Below are 19,038 nucleotides of genomic sequence, written 5' to 3' on the forward strand. Positions count from 1 at the left end.
CTCCTTTTTTCCATATCTGAATTGATGAACAGGTGGTGAACATTATGCATATAACCCTGATCGGCTCAACCGGGCGCACCGGGCGACATCTGTTATCGATGCTGCACGATGTGCACGAGCTCACGCTTCCTGTGCGAAACAGAGCAGCTTTACCCGATACCCTGTCCGACAGACACACTGTCATCGAAGGTGATATCCTTGATGAGGATGTGCTGCAAACGGCCATTCACAGCGATACTGATCTTGTGATTTCATGCCTCTCAACGGATAAACAGCAGCTGCTGAGTAAAGTCAGCACCCCGCTCATCAACCGTATCCGTTCAGCAGGAGGACCTCCTCTAATCACGATTGGTACGGCAGGAATCTTAGATGCCCGGGGTGAAACAGGCAAATACCGTTTTGAGACTTCCGAATCGAAAAGGCGTTCCACAGTTGCCGCAAAGGATCATCTCGCTTTTTACCATGCGCTGAAAGATTCCTCCCTGAACTGGACGATCATCTGCCCAACCTACCTGCCGGATGATGATGCAATCCGGCAGGTTGTCTTTGAAGCAGACGTTCTTCCTGAAGGGGTCAGCCGGATCGGAACAGCCACGCTTGCTGCATTCATTGCAGACCATTTACATGACAGTGCATTCCAGCATAAACGGATCGGTGTCGCAGAAGAGGAAACTCAGCGAATGTAGCCGATTCGCTTTGCCCAATCATACCAGTCCTGCCCCTTTTTTATCGACAGTTTTTTCTTGATATTACGCCGGTGATTCTCCACCGTTTTCGGAGAAACCGTTAACTTCTTTGCCGTGTCATTTACAGAGAATCCTTTTACCTTCAATTGAAATACTTCCTCTTCCCTGGCTGTTAACGGTGTCCCTTTACCGTTATTGACGTCAAGGGCATCATCGAAGACACTGGAGAGCTTCAAACGCTCTCCCTTTCTGACTCGGTCAAAATAAAGCATAAGCTGATCGATGTCAGCCTCCTCATGAAAAATCCCATCAACCAGATGATCATCAAAGAGAAGTTGCTGTTGCCCCTGTTCTTTTCTGTACATGATCAGTTTCAGATAAGGAGCCGCTTCAGGCCTATCCAGGGGAAAGAAAGCCTGTGGAATCGACGTCTCATATAAATCTTCATGAAGCAAAACGAGGTCAAATGCAAATTTGGACATCGCCTGATGCCACTCTCCCTCTGTTTCAGAAGAGACCATATAGGTCACGTCATAGACATCTTTTAGTACTTGCGTAATGCCGTATCGGACGAGTGGATGCCTGACGCCCAGATGGATTCGCATGATTTCACATCCTTTTAACGTTTCGTTCAAATTTCGCTCACAAGTTCACGTAAATATGAGGGTTAACCCCTATAACTCTTTACAAGTTTATTTTATAACATATACATAGTAATAACTATTATTATAAACGCTATACCATTTATGACTGCTCAAAATCTATAGAAGAGAGAAAGGAATGAACCGCCATGTTTGAATATGATCCGGTATTATTCAGTCGTATTTTAACCTATGTGACACTCGGTTTCCACGTCATATTTGCCACGCTCGGTGTCGGGGTCCCCCTGATGATTGCCATTGCCGAATGGATGGGCATCAAACGCAACGATCCCCATTATACGCTGATGGCGCGCCGCTGGGCGAGAGGTTTCGTGATCTCCGTTGCTGTCGGGGTTGTCACAGGTACTGCCATCGCCGTCCAACTTGCACTTCTTTGGCCGAATTTTATGCAGGCCGCTGGACATACGATCGGTCTCCCGATGTTCATGGAGACATTTGCCTTCTTCTTTGAAGCCATTTTTCTCGGGATCTACTTATACACTTGGGATCGTTTCAAGAGTAAAATGAAACACTTCCTGCTCGTCATCCCGATTGTCATCGGTGCCACGGCAAGTGCTTTTTTCATTACATCCGTCAATGCATTTATGAACTATCCGACGGGGTTTCAGCTTGTCGACGGGGTACTCACGGATGTGAGTCCGCTCTCGGCCATGTTTAACCCGGCAACACCGACGAAAATATCACACGTCATTATCACAGCCTATTTGACGGCAGCCTTCATTCTCGGGATGGTTGCAGCACTCAAATTGCTGAAGAACAGCAAGTCGGAATATCACCGAAAGGCGCTTCACCTGAACATTACCGCTGCAGCCGTCTTTGCCATTGCAACAGCCGTTATTGGCGACTTCTCAGGAAAGTATCTGCATGAATACCAGCCAGAAAAATTGGCCGCAGCAGAATGGCATTTCGAAACCGAGCCGGGAGCACCGCTGATCCTCGGGGGCATTCTGACGGAGGACAACGACGTGCGCTTCGCCCTTGAAGTTCCCTACGCCCTCAGTATTCTTGCAGGGGGAACACCGGATACGGTTGTGACAGGGCTGAATGATTTCGATCCTGATTATCTGCCACCTTTATGGGTTCACTATTTCTTCGATACGATGGTCTTCATCGGCATGTATCTTGCCCTGATTGCCGTCGCCTTCAGTCTCGCAGGGGTCAAGCACCGTTTGAATCCTCTCAAAAACCTGAATCCGCTGAGCCCATGGCTCCTTAAGCTCATCGTTGCAGGCGGACCGCTCTCGATGCTTGCCATTCAGTCGGGCTGGATCATGGCCGAAGTCGGCAGACAGCCTTGGATCATCAACGGGGTCATGACGGTCAGTGAAGGTGCCACAACGTCAGACAATGTGGACATCATGCTTTGGCTCTTTATCGCACTCTATGCCGTTCTTGGTGTCACATCTTATATTGTCCTTCAGAAGATGTTCAAAGAAAATCCGGTTGAAAAAGAAATGAGAGAACGAAACATTCCGGAACAGACAACGAATGGAGGTGAAGACCGGTGACCTATGAATTAATCGGGATTACCGTCCTCTGGACTTTCCTGTACGGCTATCTCATAGTGGCATCCGTTGACTTTGGTGCCGGTTTCTTGAGCTTCGATGCCAAATACCGTAAAAATGATTTCGTCCTGAACAAAGTCATTCAGCGCTATCTGTCTCCGGTATGGGAAGTGACCAACGTCTTTTTGATCTTCTTCCTGATTGGGATTATCGGGTTTTTCCCGGATACCGCCTATTACTTTGGCACGGCCCTTCTCATACCCGGAAGCATCGCAGTCATTCTGCTTGCCATCCGCGGTTCTTACTATGCGTTTAACACGTATGGGGCAAAAGAGAGCAAAGTCTTCTCTTTTCTTTACGGAGCAACCGGCCTTTTGATTCCGGCCTCCCTTACCGTTGTTCTGACGGTTTCCCTCGGAGGCTATATCGAGGTCACTGACGGCCGTGTGAATCTCCTGTACACAGAGCTCTTCACGAGTATCTATTCCTGGACGGTCGTACTTTTGGCTATTTCAAGTGTCCTGTTTATCTCCGCGATGTTTCTGACGTACTATGCATCCCGTGCGAAAGATGAGGCGGCGCTTAAGACGGTTCGCAAATACAGCCTGAGCTGGGCATTGCCGACCATTATGATGGGGCTGATTGTATTTGCCGTACTGAGTCAGCGAAACGAAACGCAGTTCAACAACATGCTCGATCTCTGGTGGGCCTTCGCCCTATCCGGCGCCGCATTCCTGATTGCCGTTTGGCTCGTCTGGAAAAAACAGAATTACGGGACGGCGTTCATTCTTGTGATGATTCAGTATTTCACTGCATTCTTTGCATACGGTTCGGCCCATTTACCTTATTTGTTGTATCCGTATCTGACCATTTATGACGGGTTCACGAATGAATCAATGGCGCTCGCCCTGATCATCGCATTTATAGCCGGTCTGTTTCTGTTAATTCCATCTCTGTATCTTCTCATGCGCCTGTTCCTGTTTGATCAGGATTATGTACAGGGTAACAAATAAATCCGGGAGGTTGATCTGATGGATTTCACGACATTCATGGTGATGTACGCTTCACCGCTCGTTTTGGCAGGCAGTATCGCAGCCGTATTCATCTGGGCTGCAAAAGGAAAAACACCGGATTGGGTAAAAAGCGACCGGTCCGAATAACAATCTGTTTGATCACTTACAACCACAGCTGCCCGTCAGCTGTGGTTTTTTCCTGGTTCGAACGCTCACTATGGAGATGAAAGCCATCCCAGGAAATCACGAAGCCGTGTTTTCCCCTGTGATCATGCAGGGTATAGTGGATCATAGCCCGTAAATGGAGGAATGATAAATGAAAGTCTCACATCTGAGCAAATCCATACATAGCAGATCCATCCTGAACGATCTCAGTTTTACAATCAGAACAGGAAGCATTACCGGAATCATCGGAAGAAACGGTGCCGGGAAGACGACACTCCTTCGCACGATGGCAGGCATTCTTGTGCCTGACCGGGGTGATGTCACTATCAACGGCAAAAGCATCATCCGACACCCCGCTGAAAAACAATCTCTGATCTTTGTTCCGGATAACCTTGAAGCTTTAAAAACTTACAGTACCAAGGAGCTTGTTCATCTCTACAAGCTTGTCTATCCGCGTTTTGATATGGATTATTTTGAAGAAATGCGTGCCCTGTTCTCCTTGCCGGACGTCACGCGCCTTACCAAATACTCCAAAGGCATGAAAGCTCTGTTTGTATTAATTCTGTCCTTTGCCTGCCGTGTTGACTACCTTCTGTTGGATGAACCGACGGACGGGCTTGATGCCGTTGTCAAAAAGAAAGTGTTGCACTTTCTGACGGAACAGGCACGGGCGAATCATGTATCCGTCATGATTGCGAGCCACAGGCTTGAAGAGCTCGATTATATGGTGGACGATGTCCTTATTCTTCGAAACGGCGAGCTTGACGAGCACTTTGCCATTCGCGATTTAAAAAAACAATACAGAAAACTCCAGGTCGCTTATGAAGGAGAGGCTCTCATTCCTGATTTTATTCGAAACCGGGTCATTGAACTCGATCGAACCGGAAGCGTCCATGCAATTCTGATTCCAAACGAAGACAAGAGTATCTATGATCAGCTGAAAGACACTCAGCCCATTCTCCTCGAAGAACTGACACTCAGTCTTGAAGATATTTTCCTCGCCAGGTTAGGAGGGAATGACGATGTTCTCTAAGGCTCTCTTTTTTCAAAATTATAAGCATACGAAACTCTTACTCTGGATCATTCTCGCCATGTTTGTGATTCATATGCCGTTCCAGGCGACGCTTTCCATTGAACACTGGAACGAGCGGGCCGATATGGCAGAAACGATTGATAATTATGTGTATGAAGTGCAGCGGTGGGATCTGATACAGGTCTTTTCTGAAGGAGCGGTGACGATCTTCCTCGTCATTGGCATCATCGGCCTTGCCGCCATGCTGATCGGTCTTGAGCGGAATACCCGCAGACAGGATTTCACCCTGTCTCTCCCATACAGCAGAATTACCTCGTTTGTTCATAAGTGGCTATATGGCACGGCAGCAATCGTGGTTTTTCATTTTGTGAATTTTTGGATCGCTTATTTCATTATCTATCAATCCCGACATCAGCTGAGCTTTGAGCAAGTCACATTTAACGAAATTCTCTACGAACCGATGCTTGGCTTCATTCTGCTGTATACCTTTGCACTGATGATTGGCAGCATCAGCGGAGAGATGATCTCTCAGCTCGGACTGACTGCACTGTTCGGCTTCCTTCCTCTCGGCATCTTCTATCTCATGCAAGACTTAATCGATGTCCACTTTGGTACAGTCGTGCCCTTGCCCATCTGGGTGGAGTTCATTACGCCCTTTATTTATGTATTTGATGGTGGCCAGGGAGGTCCATTTTTGATTTTTCGTTTTATCGGCATCGCGCTCTTTTTCGTGGCGGGACTTTGGTTGTACCGAAAATCTCCTGCAGAGTTCAATGGTGAGTTTCTCGTGTATAAAAGAATTCAACCAGTTTTGACCGTCCTGATCGTCCTGATGATCTCCTTTTTCGGAGGAAGCTTTATTACATCACTCGCTCCATGGACCGCCGATGTCCTCCGAATCCTCTCATATTGGATCGGCTTTACGGTATTTTTACTCTTTGCTGTCCTGATTGTCCGCAAAATTACGGAAATGCGCTTGTTAACTGCCGGTGGTTCAGACTGATTGAAATAAAACGGTTGCAAAACTTGTATATACAAGTTATACTGGCATTACGTTAAACTGATCATTATCAGGAGGGTTTTCGAATGCCAAAATATGAACAACAGGTCAACGAGATTCTCGAAGCCATAGGCGGCGAAGAGAATATCGACAAGGTTACCCATTGTGTAACGAGACTTCGTCTTGCCCTGCACGATGAAAGCAAAGTGGATGTGGACAAACTTGAAGCCATCGACATCGTCAAGGGTTCCTTTTCGACAAGCGGACAATTTCAAATTATTATCGGTCAGGGGACGGTGGACCAGGTCTACCGCGATCTGATTGAAATGACCGATATCGGTGAATCGTCCAAACAGGATGTCAAGGATGCCTCCGCGCAAAAAATGAACCCGTTTCAGCGCGCGATTAAAACACTCGCCGACATTTTCATTCCGATTCTTCCGGCGATCGTGACCGCAGGTCTGCTCCTCGGTTTGAACAACATCCTTGCCGGTGAAGGCATTTTTGGTTTCATCTCCGACGAGCTAGCCGATCAATCGATTATTGATGTCTATCCGCAATGGTCCGGACTTGCCGATATGATCTTTGTCATTGCCCACGCAGCCTTCGCATTCTTACCTGCCTTAATCGGCTGGTCTGCAGTAAAACGTTTCGGCGGCAGTGATCTTTTGGGGATTGTACTCGGTCTGATACTCGTGCATCCCGATCTCTTAAGTGCCTGGGAATATGCAGGTGCAGTGGAAGACGGCAATGTTCCGGTCTGGAATTTATTCGGATTTGATGTGGAAGCCATCGGCTATCAGGGACAGGTTTTACCGGTCCTGTTTGCTTCACTCCTTCTCGCAAAAATTGAACTTGCATTAAGAAAACGAGTACCGGACGCGATCCAAATGCTGGTCGTAGCGCCCGTTGCACTCCTCGTGACCGGTCTTGTCACATTTATCCTGATTGGACCGATTACGTTCGCACTCGGTAACGGCATTACAGCAGGCTTTCTCTGGCTCTTTGATATGGCACCTGCCATTGGCGGCCTTCTTTACGGCATTTTATATGCACCGCTTGTCGTAACCGGCATGCATCACGTATTTCTGGCTGTTGATCTGCAGCTGACAGGTTCCGGAGACGGCACATTCCTCTGGCCAATTCTTGCCCTGTCAAATATCGCGCAGGGTTCCGCGGCGCTCGCTGTGATCTTCCTGACGAAGAGTGAGAACCTGAAAGGTCTCTCCAGTACGTCTGCGGTTTCTGCATACCTTGGTGTAACGGAACCGGCCATGTTTGGTGTCAACATCCGCTATAAGTTCCCGTTCGTCATTGCGATTATGAGTTCAGCAACAGCGGCAACATTTATCAGCCTGAATCAGGTGCTTGCAGCATCTGTCGGGGTTGGCGGTCTCCCTGCGATCCTTTCAATTCTGCCTGGAGATATGCCGGCATTCTTCGTTGGGATGCTGATTGCCTTCTTCATGCCGATCATCCTGATGCTGATCTACGGCAAACTCTTTATGAAAGAAAAGCTGTAAACCACACAAAAAGCAGTGCCTCGATGGGCACTGCTTTTTTATGCTTGTTTCGATAACATTCTCATCCGTTTCAGATTCAGCTGTCTGATGACTTTCGCTTGTTCAGTTCAACGGCAACCTGTGCACCATTGACCGCATTGTGCTTCACAAGGGCAATATTCGTCGTCAGGGTGGCTCCGTCACTCAGTTCTTTTAATCGGCTTAAGAGATAAGGTGTTGTATCCTTCCCTTTGATTCCCTGATCTTTCGCTTCCTGAATGGCCTGGGCAATCATTCGGTCAATATCGGCTTTCTCCATCTGATCTTCGGTTGGCACCGGATTGGCGATAACCGCTCCGCCATGTAATCCGAGATCCCATTTCACACGAAGCATTTCAGCTATCGCTTCAGGGGATGTGCCGTTCACATCGACGCCGAATTCACTTTCGCGTGTATAGAACGCCGGGAAAGTGTCTGTCTCATAGCCGATTACCGGAACGCCATGCGTCTCGAGATATTCAAGTGTGAGCCCGATATCAAGGATCGACTTGGCACCTGCGCAGACAACGGCCACATTTGTCTTGGCAAGTTCCTGCAGATCTGCCGAGATATCCATTGTTGTTTCAGCTCCACGGTGCACACCGCCAATCCCGCCTGTTACAAAGACGTCTATTCCGGCGAGGGCCGCGCAGATCATTGTCGCAGAAACCGTTGTCGCCCCTGCCTGTTTGCTCGCCAGGATCTGAGGGATGTCACGTCTGCTCACTTTGGCAATATCTTCACCCTTCGCAAATGCTTCCAGCTCATCGTGGGTCATGCCGATTCTGATTTTGCCATCAATCAGGGCAATCGTTGCCGGAACAGCCCCTTGTTGACGAATGATGTTCTCTACGTCCTCTGCTGTTTCAAGATTTTGCGGATACGGCATGCCGTGCGAAATAATGGTGGACTCGAGTGCGACGATCGCCTTTCCCTGTTCCTTGGCTTCCTTTACTTCCGGTGAATAGACAAGATATGATGTGTTCATGTTTCATTCCTCCTGTTTTTTATGAGTTGGGTCATCCATTTTTCATGTAACCATTCCGATACCGTTTCCTTTGACTCAAGCGTCAGCTTGGCAGTCGCAAGCCCTGTATCCGCTGCCTCTTCAAGCGTCATTCCGAGTGAAAGTCCGTGAAGCACGCCTGAACTGAACGCGTCTCCTGCTCCTGTCACATCTTCTACGTCTGCCGCAGGTGCTCTTTTGGCAATAGGTTCTCCACCGGCTTCCATGAGAAGCACACCTTCACTGCCCTTTGTGATGATCACCTGACGGATACCATGTTCGATCAGCTTCCTGATCGCTCTTTCTTCATCCGTTTCCCGTATTCCGAACCAGCGTTCAGTCAGTGCAAGGGCTTCAAGCCTGTTCAGGATCAGGAGATCAATCACTTCGGGCCTTTCAGGGATCCGGTCAAGCTTTTGTGCAGATACCGGAATTACGGCCAGTTTTGTTTCCGGCTGTGCCTCTTTTTTATGAAAGACTTCATTCAATGCTTCTTTCGGCAAATTCGTATCTGTTACATACCAGCTGCAGGCCCCGGCCTTCGTCAGTATCTGTTTCATCTCTTCCGCTGTGACCGTATCATAGATGTCCATATCCGCCACTGCGAACACGAGATCATGCCGATCATCGAGTACAGCCAGATAGTTCCCTGTTGAGGCCTTTGTCCGTTCGATGCTCAATTGCAGGTCAATCCCCTCATTCACACTGTGACTTCGAAGGTAGTCACCGTCGGAATCTGCGCCGATTACCGTGAACAGTCTTACTTCAGATCCCATTTTGGAAAGGTTCTCTGCAATATTCCTTGCTACACCGCCCCTCGACATGTCTGTATGCCCGGGATTCGAGTCGCCCATCTGCAGCGTTTGCCTGAGAATCGCCTTTCTGTCCACATTCGCGCCACCAATAATCAGCATCCCTGGTTTCTCATTGACGATATAAGCCCGCCCCTGAATGAATCCCGTCTGAGTTAAAGAAGAAATGTAACCTGCAACCGCTGAGCGTGATACATCAAGTTGCCGTGCCAGTTCCTGTTGGGAAATAAAAGGGTCCTGTTTGATCAGCTCCATGATCCGCTGTTCTTTTTCCTTCATCGCCTCCATCACCTCCATCACCTCCAATTAAACAAATGTTAGTTTTATAAACATTTGTTGTTTGAATAAATTATAACATACATTCATCCCGAATAGGGTACATATTTACAGAAAGTTTTTTTATTGCGTTTCAGCAGGAGGACAAATGTGAAAAATTTCTCATTATACCGTATTTATATCATTGTCAGGATGTTTATCAAATTCGTCCTGCAGCTCTATTTTTTCAGTAAAAAGCACAAGGACTGGGACAGCACTTCTCAGGAGGCCTGGGAAACACTCGTTGCCAAACAGGCTATTGAATACAGGGAAACAGCGCTAAAACTTGAAGGACTTATGATCAAAGTCGGTCAGTTTTTGAGCACGAGAGCCGATATCATGCCTGAGGCTTTCCTCCGCGAACTTGCCGATCTGACTGATCAGGTGCCTCCTGTCGCCCCCGATATTTCCAGGGCCATCATTGAAGAAGAGTGGGGCAGGCCCATCGGAGACTATTTGCAGCATATCAGTGACGCACCTGTTGCCTCTGCTTCGATCGGTGAAGTCTATAAAGGAAGACTTCATAACGGTCAGGAAGTAGCCATTAAAGTTCAGCGTTCCAAGATCGAATCAATCATCAAATCCGACTTCAAGGCATTTCGCATCGTCCTGTGGATCACCAGACACTTTACCCGCTTCGGTAAAGAAATCGACACGAAAGCTCTGTATAAAGAAGTTGTCTCCATTATCGGTGATGAACTGAATTATTATAAAGAGCTCCGCAACGCCCAATACTTCCAAAAGAAGTATAATGAGAGTGATGATTTCTACATTCCGCAGTTCTATGAGGAATACTGCACGAAAAAAGTTCTCGTCATGGAGTGGATCGAAGCCAGAAAGGTGACAGACCTGATCTGGTACCGAGAAAATAACCTCAGCCCGGAAGAGGCTGCGGAGAAACTGTTTCTCTTTTTCGTCGATCAGCTCCTTGATCATGGTAAGTTTCATGCCGATCCCCACCAGGGCAATATCATGATCACGAAAGACGGAACCCTTATCATTCTCGATTTCGGCATGGTCGGCCAAATCAGCCGGACAGATGCACGAAACGTCCGCAAAATGATTCAGGGCATGGTTATGGATGACTATCAGATGGCCATCGATCAGCTCGAAAAACTCGGTTTTTTACTGCCGCACGCCGATAAATATAAAATTGAACAGAAGCTGAGAGAATATATCGATTTATACCTCGAACAAAACATCAGTGAGATGGATCAGGAACTCGTTGAGGATATCTTTGAAGATTTACAGGAGATCGTCCGCGAGCAGCCCATTCAGCTCCCTGTGGAATTCGCCTTTCTCGGCAGAGCGGCCTCAATTGGACTGGGCGTGATCACATCTCTGAATCCGAATATTGACTTTATGACCCTCGGAAGACCTGTAGTCAAGGAATGGATGGACGATCAGGAAGACGATGAAGAAACTTTCCAGGCACAGATTATCAGAGACACATTGAAGCCGTTTCTTTCCCTGCCCCGACACGTCAATGAATATCTTGAAGGCCCGGCCGAAGAGAGAATCATGCTCGAAAATCAGCACTGGACAAGGATGGAGCATCAGCGCTTTATGCTCATCATTACGTTACAAACCCTGTTCCTCATTCTTTCTCTCAGTGTTTCTGCGATCTCATTATGGACGGGCATTCCCATCCTTACAGGTGCTGCAATCACCTTATCACTGCTTGTGCTGATTACCATCAGCATCACTGCCGTTCGACACAAACGGTTTATCCATCGGAACAGCCGTTTTGATTGATAGATACAAAGAAGTTTGACTATATTGAAGGAGGAATTACGATGAGCCATTTATTAAAAACCGGATTTCTGTTGGGACTCGGTGCCGCTGTAGAAGGGAAAGAACGCATGGACAAGTATCTTGATGAGATGCTTGTCAAAGGAAAAATAACACCTAAGGAGTTTGACGAACTCTATCATGAACTGATTCAAAAAGGCGAATCAAAAGAAAAGGAATGGAACTACCGCTCCAAAGAACGCATGAACAACCTGATGGAGGATCTGAATATCTTCACAAAAGAAGAATACAATGCCCTTGAAGCAAGAGTGAAAGATTTGGAAGAACGTTTGAACAAAATGGAATCCGCATCTGAGTCACAAGACAATAAGCCGGGCACTGACGCATAAGAGGATCACACTCACGCCAATTGCCGAGCGTCAGACACCAAAAAAGTCCCGGAAGCCATCTTAAAAGAGGCTTCCGGGACTTTTGTTTTCATCCTCGCAGTTACTGACAGAGAACCTCGCCATCCATTTCCGTCGTTCCCCTGCGGCAGTGCACACGCACTTCAATATCCGCAATCTCCCAGGAACCATCGATCTCCTCGAGAGTCAGCCTGAAATCTTCACCGGCAATGGCATCATCACGCAGTCCCCATTTCAAGACCACAGCTTCTGCCAGATTATCTTCCTGGTGGTTCATCCGAACGGTTAACTCGTCAAACGAATCCGGATGTTCAAGCATGTTCCGCTCACCGAGCCATGTGTAGAGAAGCGACTCGGCAGTGGCCAAATCCCCATGCGTTTCATTAAACGTTTCGGACGCTTCACCAAAAGCATCCCGCCAATCGAGACTCTCCCTCTCAAAACCGGCGTCTGCTTCAAGTTCAGTCTGTTCCTGATACATCCATACCTGATCATAAAATCGGTCTCCGTGAGGCGTCCAATCATCTGCAAATGGGGATGGGGCCTCTTCTCCCGTTTCTTCTCCATCCGCCATCTCACCTAACTCCTGTTCGAGATCTGCCACTTGATCAAGTAACTCATTTCGTTCAGCTTCCACGTCTTCGAGTTCCGCTTCCAGGAGGGCTATCTCTTCTTCAAGTGCTGCTTCTTCGGATGATTGAGTGTCCTGATCCGCTTCATTTGCCTGATTGTCCTCATTGTCTCCTGCACATCCTGTGAGAATCAACAGTGATAACGGTACGAATCCAGCGAAGCGCTTCACAGTACATTCCTCCTCTTTCAGTTATCTGGTGAACGTCCATTCATAGTACAGCTTTTCCTGATTGGTTTTTCTTTTCCCGTCAAGCTTTTCGCATAAACGGACAGCAGGAGCAAAATCAGGATCCGGTCTTGCAATCAGCAGCATCAGATCATACTGTTTCCTGGAAATGCCCATCGCCTCTCTCGCCAGATGGATCCCTTCCCCCTGACCGAGCAGCTCCGGATGCAGCTGAAGATAGACTTCGGCCTCCGCCTCCGACTTAAGCCGAAAATCCACATAACCGATCAGCGCTTCTTCTTTAAACACCGCAAAACGGTTCCGCCAATTAAACGGATTGAGGAAATGATCCAGGGCATTCTCGTCCTCCTGAATATTCAAATGGGTCAAAGGTGCATCATACGTCCACTCTGCAACAGCCAGTGCATGTTCATTTTTCATCCAGTCCCAGTGATACATACTATCACCCCTTCCTGTCATGTCAGGGACACACCCGTCAATCTTAATGCCCGCGGCAGTGTTCCGCACACTTTCATTTGATCAAATGAAATGCCGAGACTCACCATCGTCTGAGCCAGTTCAGGCCGTACACCCGAGAACACAGCGGTGATGCCGATCACCTTCAGTGCGTCGTGAAGCTGAAAAAGATTGTGCGCAACGGCTGTGTCAATCATATGTACACCGGATAAATCGATGATAATAAAAGACAGTTCCATTTCCCTGCCTTTATTCAGCGCCTTGATCAGCAGTTCCTGCGAACGGTGTGTGTCGATCGTTCCGATAATCGGCAAAATTGCCACATCTTCTGTAAGAGGGACCAGTGGGACCGACAGCTCCATCAGTTCATCCTTCGCATGCTGGAAGGAAGCATTATGGTGCTCCACATAGGCTTCCGTGAAGGCATAGACCGTCTGATCGATCATGGGATGAAGGAAGTCCGCCATAATAAAATAGTCTTCCATGGCATGATCATTCTCAAGAAAAATAGTTCGGATATGCCGAATCAGCACTTTTCGGAAGAACGGCACAATCAATAAACCTTCTTCAACATTCACACCCGAGCGAATCACAACCCGGCCGAACGATTTACCCCAGCGGAACACATCATCGCCAAAGTCACTTGTGTCTTGCGTCATCATCCGTTCACTGATAATCCCAATCAGTTTTTCAAATTCACCTGTCAGTGTCTCTTCGGCAAGTCGGTTGAAACTCCGTTCATGTTCACCGGAAAACACCTGTACAATTTCCCGGGAAATGTCATGTTTCTTCTCTTTAAAGCCGTTTCCCACATCCTGAAGCAAAGTGACAGACATCGAACGCCCTCCTTCTCTGTATACATCTGATTCTATTTTACGTTTTCTTCTCAAAAATGTCACACGAAACTGAAAGATTTCCAATATTGCTTTGAACATGATAACCTGAAAAAGAATGCAGATAATGGTTAAAGCATTCGTGATGGTTCAGGACCGTTGACCGCTTCTGACTACCCACTATATACGAAAGATGAGTGATTGCCTTGTATGGACATATTCCAGTTCACGCGCCAACTAAAAAACGCAAATCCCGAAAAATCCAGTACCTGATTCTTTTCGTTCTGCTTCTCCTGATTGTGACGGTCGCATTGACCGTTTATACCGGTCTGAGCATGACCCGGACAGAACCGCGGGAGCTGTCTCTCAATCCCGATATGTACATGATGGATTACGAAAATGTCACGTTTCAAAGTATGCACGAGGACGAAGTGATCCTTCAAGGCTGGCTGATGGAGCCCGAAGCAGATCCAGAAGCGACGGTTATTATGAGTCACGGTTACCGCGGTAACCGCCACGAGAGCGGAGCCGGTTTTTTCGCATTGGCCCAGTTTCTGTTGAATGACGGATACAGGGTACTCATGTATGACTTCCGGAACTCCGGCGAATCCGACGGTACGCTCACATCCATTGGCGTCATGGAACGCTATGATGTTCTCGGGGCGGTCTCCTTTATTGAAGACCGGTATAATGAACCGATCATGCTTTACGGTGTGTCCATGGGGGCCTCTGCCTCGCTTTCTGCGGCAGCCTTGACCGATGCCGTATCCGCCGTGATTGCAGACAGCCCGTTCAGCGATCTTGAAAGCTATCTCGAAGCCAATTTGCCCGTATGGACCAATCTCCCTTCGTTTCCTTTTACACCGCTCACGATGGGCCTGATCCCAAGGCTTACAGGCATCACACCGTCAGAACTGAGCCCGGTCAATGACCTTGATGCCATTTATCCAAGGTCCGTCCTGTTCATTCACGGCGATGAAGATGAATACATCCCCCATTCGGAAAGTATCGAAATGGCGTCTCAACACGAAGATGCCTTTGAGATTTGGATTCCTGAAGGCGCCGACCATGTGCAGGGTTTCTATAAGCATCCCGAAGCTTACATGACACTCGTAAAAGATTTCCTTGCTGAGAACCGTTAATCGCGGCATGACATGAAGAGACCCGAAGCGAGCTGATCATCAGCCGTTTCGGGTCTCTGTTCCGTCTTCAGGCATCCTGTTCTGTTGTAATGATCGGTTCCCCGTCAGTAATAATGAGCGTATGCTCAAACTGCGTGGACAAAGATCCGTCACGGGTCCTTGCTGTCCAGCCGTTTGAATCCATCTTGGCACGCCATCCTCCTGTGTTGATCATGGGTTCTATCGTTATTGCCATACCTTCTTTCAGGCGAATCCCTCTTCCCGACTGTCCGTAATGAGGAATATTGGGTTCTTCGTGAATCGTCGGTCCGATGCCGTGGCCTGCGAATTCCCGGACAATCCCGTACCCGAAAGGCTCCACAAAATTCTGAATGGCCGCGCCGATATCTCCGGTGCGGTTCCCTGCTTTTGCAGCGCGAATCCCACGGTACAGGGCTTCTTTTGTCACGTCATTGAGCTGCCGGATTTCCCGGCTCACCTCGCCAATTTCATACGTCCAGGCACTGTCTGCAAGACCGCCCTCATAATCAAGGACAAAATCCACGGTGACAATATCCCCCTCTTTCAGTGACGCCTTACGGGGAAACCCGTGACAAATCTCATCATTCACCGATGCGCACGTCGCAAACTCATAGCCCTGATACCCTTTTTGTGCAGGCGTTGCGCCCGCCTGTTTCATTTCTTTTTCAACAAAGCGGTCCAGCTCAGCCGTAGTCACCCCCGGCTTCACAAGCTTTCTCAGATCCCGGTGGATTTGCGCCACCAGCTCTCCTGCCTGAATCATTTTTTCCACTTCACGTGCTGACTTTCGTTCTATCAACTGACACGACCTCCTCGCATTTACTTCGCAACAGCCTGCTCGACATGAGCAAGCCTCTTATTATTGAACAAGATCACTGCTATCAGTATAAAAGAAATCGCCCCGCCAATCAAAAAGATCGTTCCCGTGAGATAATCATAGAGAAACGCAAACAGCAGCGGACCGAAAATACGCCCGAGACTGTCCGCTGAAAACTGAAGACCCGACGCATAGCCTGAACGGTTACCACTGGCCCTTGTAATCAGCGACAGACTGAGCGTTCGGATCATAGCGTTCCCAACAACGAAAAGAATCAGATAAATTGCTGCCGTCAGCAAAGAAAAGTGGACAACCATCAGGATAAACGCAACTCCCGACATCGCCTGACCGACCGTAATCCAGATGTATTCCCTACCGGTCCTGATTTTCCGTAAGAAACCGCCCTGTACAACCGCAAGCGCCAGTCCGCTCACAAAGAAAAGCAGTCCCATCTGTGCCGGTGTCATACTGATCTCATCGATACCGTACACCTGAAAAATACTCTCAAGCCCCGTTAATAAAAAAGAAGCCGTAAAAGCCATAAACAAAAGCAGCTTTAACAGTCCCGCATCCGGAAGCTCCAGTTTCGGAAGCAGTTTCGATGCCACAACCGACTCAACCGGCACCCAGTAGGCATTCTTCAACATAACGAGCACAAAAGGCACCAGGAGAATCATCAAAATGCCCGCTGCATAGAACGGTACGGCAAGACCTGTTACGCTGAGAAGACCTCCCGTCGCAGGTCCGAAAATAAATCCAAGCCCAATGGCCATGCCTGCGAGTCCGAGGTTGCGGTTGCGGGTTGTATCATCGGAGATATCTGACAGCGTGGACATCGCCGCTGCATAGAGAGCTCCGGCAAAAATCCCGCTGATAAACCGCGATATGTACATAACCATCAGAGAATCGATATAGGCTGCAAACAGAAAAAAGCCTGACGCATACCCGATGAGACCGATGACAAGGACGAGCTTGCGTCCCTTTCGGTCTGCAAGGGCTCCCCAGGACGGGGATGTCAAAAAGGACGCAACCGAGTAAATGGCAAGCATCCCGCCGATATGGCTGGCCCTGCCGGACACATCCGTCACGATTTCCGGAAGTACCGGAATGACCATGCCAAAGCCCGCATACACCATAAACTGAATAAAAATAACGATCCCCAAAATCTTTTTCACTGCGATCAAATCCTTCCAATTCCGTACAAATCAGTCCGATTTTCATTTTACCACAGAGGCCGGCTTGGATTCCAAAAAAGTTCACATTTATACAGCCATTTGTATTATGATAGACAGGGATATTGATACCGCATTCGTATAAAGGAGATGAACATCCATGAGCCGATTTTATCAGGAAACACTTCCCTTTGATCATCCGGAAGATATTGAACAGCAGCTGATCAGGCTGTTGACGAGAGACATCGACAGTGCCGCTGATCTTGAACAGTGGCTGAAAGACCAGACTGTCCTCTACGACCAGCTCGAAGAAGGCATGACCGGTCATTACATTGATTTTCAGTGCCAAAGTGATTCTGAAGAGGCCAGAAAGACATTCGAGCATGACCAGACCATCATCGAACCGCTCCTGAAGAAATACGAAGCAGAACTAGACCGGAAATTCCTCGACAGCCCTTTCGTCAAAGACCTGAACAGCACGGATTACGAACGCTTCATCAAAACAAAGGAAAACGCCCGGGCCCTTTTCCGTCCGGAAAACATCGCCCTTGAAGTCGATGAAAACAAGCTTGCCACCGACTACTTTGAACATACCGGCGGTCTGATGGTCAGCTGGAACGGTGAAGAATTGACCCTCAGTGAACTTGCGGTTTATCTGCAGGACGACAACCGCGATACCCGAAAAGATGCCTTCCTCGCATCAGGTGCTGCCTTTCAGTCTGTCCAGGCTGAGCTTCAGGCCATCATGGATGACCTGCTTGTCATCCGCCAGAAGAAAGCCGAACACGCTGATCTCGATAATTACAGAGACTATATGTTTAAGAAATACCAGCGGTTTGACTATACGCCGAACGATTGCCACACCCTTGCGCATGCCGTCAAACAACATGTGACTCCACTGAAAGAACAGATTGCAAGGGAACATCAAGACAATCTGGGCGTGGACACTTACCGCCCTTGGGACACGAAGGCTGTGCTGCCGGGCCTTAAACCGCTGAAGCCGTTTGAGAACCGCGACGGGCTCGTCAGAACCACGCACAGCATTTTCAATCAGCTCGATCCGAGATTTGCGGATCTGCTCGATGCCATGGATAAAGGAGGGATGCTTGACCTGACGACCCGTAAAGGGAAAGCACCCGGCGGATTTTGCGCCCCGCTGCCTGTTTCCGGCCTGTCGTTTATTTTTATGAATGCGGCCAATACGCAGGACGACATGATCACCCTGCTCCACGAAATGGGGCACTGCATCCACAATGACATGAAAAAAGATATCCCGCTCGCCGTTTACAAGGATACGCCAATGGAGTCCTCAGAGCTTGCGAGCATGACGATGGAACTCTTCACCATGGATCAGTGGGACAAATTTTACGATGATCCGGAAGACCTGAGACGGGCCCGTAAAGAGCATCTCGAAGGCATTATTCAGTTTTTGCCGATGGGAGTCGCCGTCGATCAGTTCCAGCACTGGATGTATGAGAATCCGACGCACACTGCCGAAGAACGGAATCAGAAGTTTCGCGAACTCCAGATTGCTTTCAATGGGGAAGTCGTCGACTGGAGCGGTTACGAGAGCTATGCCGAATCTTCCTGGCTCCGGATTCTGCACATTTTCGAAGTCCCGTTTTATTTTATCGAATACGTCATTGCCCAGCTCGGTGCCCTGCAAATGTTCAAACAATACCGGGAAAACCCTGAAGCTGCACTTGAAAACTACAAAAAAGCCCTTGCAATGGGCGCAAAAGGATCCTTGTTCGAGGTCTACGAAGCTGCAGGCATCTCCTTTGATTTCTCCGCGTCCAAGATCGAAGAATTAATGACTTTCCTGCAAGAAGAACTCCAAAAGGTTTCATAAGCACAAACAAGCACTCTCCCGGCAATCA

General features: G+C 48.3%; 19 protein-coding genes. 11 read left to right on the top strand and 8 right to left on the bottom strand.

The features are described from left to right. The first annotated feature begins 44 nt into the window (after positions 1 to 44). Positions 45 to 686: an NAD(P)-dependent oxidoreductase gene (locus BSEL_RS12715; RefSeq protein ID WP_013173427.1), complete on the top strand. Its 642-nt coding sequence runs from the start codon at positions 45 to 47 to the stop codon at positions 684 to 686. Here the strand turns inward: BSEL_RS12715 and BSEL_RS17150 are convergent. Next, positions 674 to 1,291, bottom strand: coding sequence for a helix-turn-helix transcriptional regulator (locus BSEL_RS17150; protein WP_013173428.1), 618 nt, complete (start codon positions 1,289 to 1,291; stop codon positions 674 to 676). The two genes, BSEL_RS12715 and BSEL_RS17150, sit on opposite strands and share 13 nt — an antisense overlap. A gap of 185 nt (positions 1,292 to 1,476) precedes the next feature. On the opposite strand from BSEL_RS17150, the gene BSEL_RS12725 reads away from it, so the two are divergent. The 6 genes from BSEL_RS12725 (at position 1,477) to treP (ending at position 7,587) form a co-directional block, all read left to right on the top strand. Continuing rightward, the gene (locus tag BSEL_RS12725) at positions 1,477 to 2,856 is read left to right on the top strand and encodes a cytochrome ubiquinol oxidase subunit I (protein ID WP_013173429.1); all 1,380 of its coding nucleotides are present in this window, start codon (positions 1,477 to 1,479) and stop codon (positions 2,854 to 2,856) included. After that, a complete protein-coding gene (locus tag BSEL_RS12730; RefSeq protein WP_013173430.1) occupies positions 2,853 to 3,866 on the top strand; it encodes a cytochrome d ubiquinol oxidase subunit II in 1,014 nt (337 codons plus the stop codon). Before BSEL_RS12725 ends, BSEL_RS12730 begins: the two co-directional genes overlap by 4 nt. 18 nt (positions 3,867 to 3,884) lie before the next feature. After that, positions 3,885 to 4,013, top strand: coding sequence for a cytochrome bd oxidase small subunit CydS (cydS, locus tag BSEL_RS18225; RefSeq protein ID WP_013173431.1), 129 nt, complete (start codon positions 3,885 to 3,887; stop codon positions 4,011 to 4,013). A gap of 169 nt (positions 4,014 to 4,182) precedes the next feature. Next, positions 4,183 to 5,064 (top strand): ATP-binding cassette domain-containing protein, encoded by an 882-nt coding sequence (locus tag BSEL_RS12735; RefSeq protein WP_013173432.1) that lies wholly within the window; start codon positions 4,183 to 4,185, stop codon positions 5,062 to 5,064. Next, positions 5,054 to 6,067 carry an ABC transporter permease gene (locus tag BSEL_RS12740; RefSeq protein WP_013173433.1) on the top strand — a complete coding sequence of 338 codons (1,014 nt, stop codon included), beginning with the start codon at positions 5,054 to 5,056 and terminating at the stop codon, positions 6,065 to 6,067. Before BSEL_RS12735 ends, BSEL_RS12740 begins: the two co-directional genes overlap by 11 nt. Before the next feature lie 83 nt (positions 6,068 to 6,150). Then, positions 6,151 to 7,587: a PTS system trehalose-specific EIIBC component gene (gene treP, locus BSEL_RS12745; protein WP_013173434.1), complete on the top strand. Its 1,437-nt coding sequence runs from the start codon at positions 6,151 to 6,153 to the stop codon at positions 7,585 to 7,587. A 76-nt stretch (positions 7,588 to 7,663) separates the two neighbouring features. Here the strand turns inward: treP and BSEL_RS12750 are convergent, their stop codons facing one another. Together BSEL_RS12750 and BSEL_RS12755 are read right to left on the bottom strand one after the other, a co-directional pair. Beyond that, positions 7,664 to 8,593: a pseudouridine-5'-phosphate glycosidase gene (locus tag BSEL_RS12750; protein ID WP_013173435.1), complete on the bottom strand. Its 930-nt coding sequence runs from the start codon at positions 8,591 to 8,593 to the stop codon at positions 7,664 to 7,666. Further along, positions 8,590 to 9,711, bottom strand: a complete 1,122-nt coding sequence (locus BSEL_RS12755; protein WP_013173436.1) for a carbohydrate kinase — start codon at positions 9,709 to 9,711, stop codon at positions 8,590 to 8,592. The genes BSEL_RS12750 and BSEL_RS12755 overlap by 4 nt, the downstream gene beginning before the upstream one ends. 138 nt (positions 9,712 to 9,849) lie before the next feature. Between BSEL_RS12755 and BSEL_RS12760 the strand changes: the two genes are divergently transcribed. Together BSEL_RS12760 and BSEL_RS12765 are read left to right on the top strand one after the other, a co-directional pair. Next, a complete protein-coding gene (locus BSEL_RS12760) occupies positions 9,850 to 11,493 on the top strand; it encodes an ABC1 kinase family protein (protein ID WP_013173437.1) in 1,644 nt (547 codons plus the stop codon). Positions 11,494 to 11,534: 41 nt separating this feature from the next. Further along, complete coding sequence (locus tag BSEL_RS12765; RefSeq protein ID WP_013173438.1) at positions 11,535 to 11,879, top strand: phasin family protein; 345 nt, start codon at positions 11,535 to 11,537, stop codon at positions 11,877 to 11,879. A 100-nt stretch (positions 11,880 to 11,979) separates the two neighbouring features. Here the strand turns inward: BSEL_RS12765 and BSEL_RS12770 are convergent, their stop codons facing one another. The 3 genes from BSEL_RS12770 to BSEL_RS12780 are packed head-to-tail and all read right to left on the bottom strand — an operon-like array spanning position 11,980 to position 14,009. Further along, positions 11,980 to 12,699, bottom strand: coding sequence for a hypothetical protein (locus tag BSEL_RS12770; RefSeq protein ID WP_013173439.1), 720 nt, complete (start codon positions 12,697 to 12,699; stop codon positions 11,980 to 11,982). 21 nt (positions 12,700 to 12,720) lie between these two features. Further along, the gene (locus tag BSEL_RS12775; RefSeq protein ID WP_041581955.1) at positions 12,721 to 13,155 is read right to left on the bottom strand and encodes a GNAT family N-acetyltransferase; all 435 of its coding nucleotides are present in this window, start codon (positions 13,153 to 13,155) and stop codon (positions 12,721 to 12,723) included. 17 nt (positions 13,156 to 13,172) lie between these two features. Further along, a complete protein-coding gene (locus tag BSEL_RS12780; RefSeq protein ID WP_013173441.1) occupies positions 13,173 to 14,009 on the bottom strand; it encodes an STAS domain-containing protein in 837 nt (278 codons plus the stop codon). Positions 14,010 to 14,212: 203 nt separating this feature from the next. Here BSEL_RS12780 and BSEL_RS12785 point away from each other — a divergent pair, with 203 nt between their 5' ends. Continuing rightward, positions 14,213 to 15,148, top strand: coding sequence for an alpha/beta hydrolase (locus tag BSEL_RS12785; protein WP_013173442.1), 936 nt, complete (start codon positions 14,213 to 14,215; stop codon positions 15,146 to 15,148). A gap of 67 nt (positions 15,149 to 15,215) precedes the next feature. Here the strand turns inward: BSEL_RS12785 and map are convergent, their stop codons facing one another. Continuing rightward, positions 15,216 to 15,968, bottom strand: coding sequence for a type I methionyl aminopeptidase (gene map / locus BSEL_RS12790; protein WP_013173443.1), 753 nt, complete (start codon positions 15,966 to 15,968; stop codon positions 15,216 to 15,218). A 20-nt stretch (positions 15,969 to 15,988) separates the two neighbouring features. Continuing rightward, positions 15,989 to 17,161, bottom strand: coding sequence for an MFS transporter (locus tag BSEL_RS12795; protein ID WP_013173444.1), 1,173 nt, complete (start codon positions 17,159 to 17,161; stop codon positions 15,989 to 15,991). Between the two features lie 157 nt (positions 17,162 to 17,318). Here BSEL_RS12795 and BSEL_RS12800 point away from each other — a divergent pair, with 157 nt between their 5' ends. Beyond that, on the top strand, positions 17,319 to 19,010 hold the full coding sequence (locus BSEL_RS12800; RefSeq protein WP_013173445.1) for a M3 family oligoendopeptidase: 1,692 nt from the start codon (positions 17,319 to 17,321) through the stop codon (positions 19,008 to 19,010). Positions 19,011 to 19,038: the final 28 nt, after the last annotated feature.

Origin of the sequence: [Bacillus] selenitireducens MLS10, from assembly GCF_000093085.1 — a bacterium.
Lineage (GTDB): Bacteria > Bacillota > Bacilli > Bacillales > Salisediminibacteriaceae > Salisediminibacterium > Salisediminibacterium selenitireducens.

Bases quoted from the DNA above. Each gene is read 5' to 3' on its own strand.
- BSEL_RS12715 (WP_013173427.1), top strand. From the start codon at position 45: ATGCATATAACCCTGATCGGCTCAACCGGGCGCACCGGGCGACATCTG.
- BSEL_RS17150 (WP_013173428.1), bottom strand. From the start codon at position 1,291: ATGCGAATCCATCTGGGCGTCAGGCATCCACTCGTCCGATACGGCATT.
- BSEL_RS12725 (WP_013173429.1), top strand. From the start codon at position 1,477: ATGTTTGAATATGATCCGGTATTATTCAGTCGTATTTTAACCTATGTG.
- cydS (WP_013173431.1), top strand. From the start codon at position 3,885: ATGGATTTCACGACATTCATGGTGATGTACGCTTCACCGCTCGTTTTG.
- BSEL_RS12735 (WP_013173432.1), top strand. From the start codon at position 4,183: ATGAAAGTCTCACATCTGAGCAAATCCATACATAGCAGATCCATCCTG.
- BSEL_RS12740 (WP_013173433.1), top strand. From the start codon at position 5,054: ATGTTCTCTAAGGCTCTCTTTTTTCAAAATTATAAGCATACGAAACTC.
- treP (WP_013173434.1), top strand. From the start codon at position 6,151: ATGCCAAAATATGAACAACAGGTCAACGAGATTCTCGAAGCCATAGGC.
- BSEL_RS12750 (WP_013173435.1), bottom strand. From the start codon at position 8,593: ATGAACACATCATATCTTGTCTATTCACCGGAAGTAAAGGAAGCCAAG.
- BSEL_RS12755 (WP_013173436.1), bottom strand. From the start codon at position 9,711: ATGGAGGCGATGAAGGAAAAAGAACAGCGGATCATGGAGCTGATCAAA.
- BSEL_RS12765 (WP_013173438.1), top strand. From the start codon at position 11,535: ATGAGCCATTTATTAAAAACCGGATTTCTGTTGGGACTCGGTGCCGCT.
- BSEL_RS12775 (WP_041581955.1), bottom strand. From the start codon at position 13,155: ATGTATCACTGGGACTGGATGAAAAATGAACATGCACTGGCTGTTGCA.
- BSEL_RS12780 (WP_013173441.1), bottom strand. From the start codon at position 14,009: ATGTCTGTCACTTTGCTTCAGGATGTGGGAAACGGCTTTAAAGAGAAG.
- BSEL_RS12800 (WP_013173445.1), top strand. From the start codon at position 17,319: ATGAGCCGATTTTATCAGGAAACACTTCCCTTTGATCATCCGGAAGAT.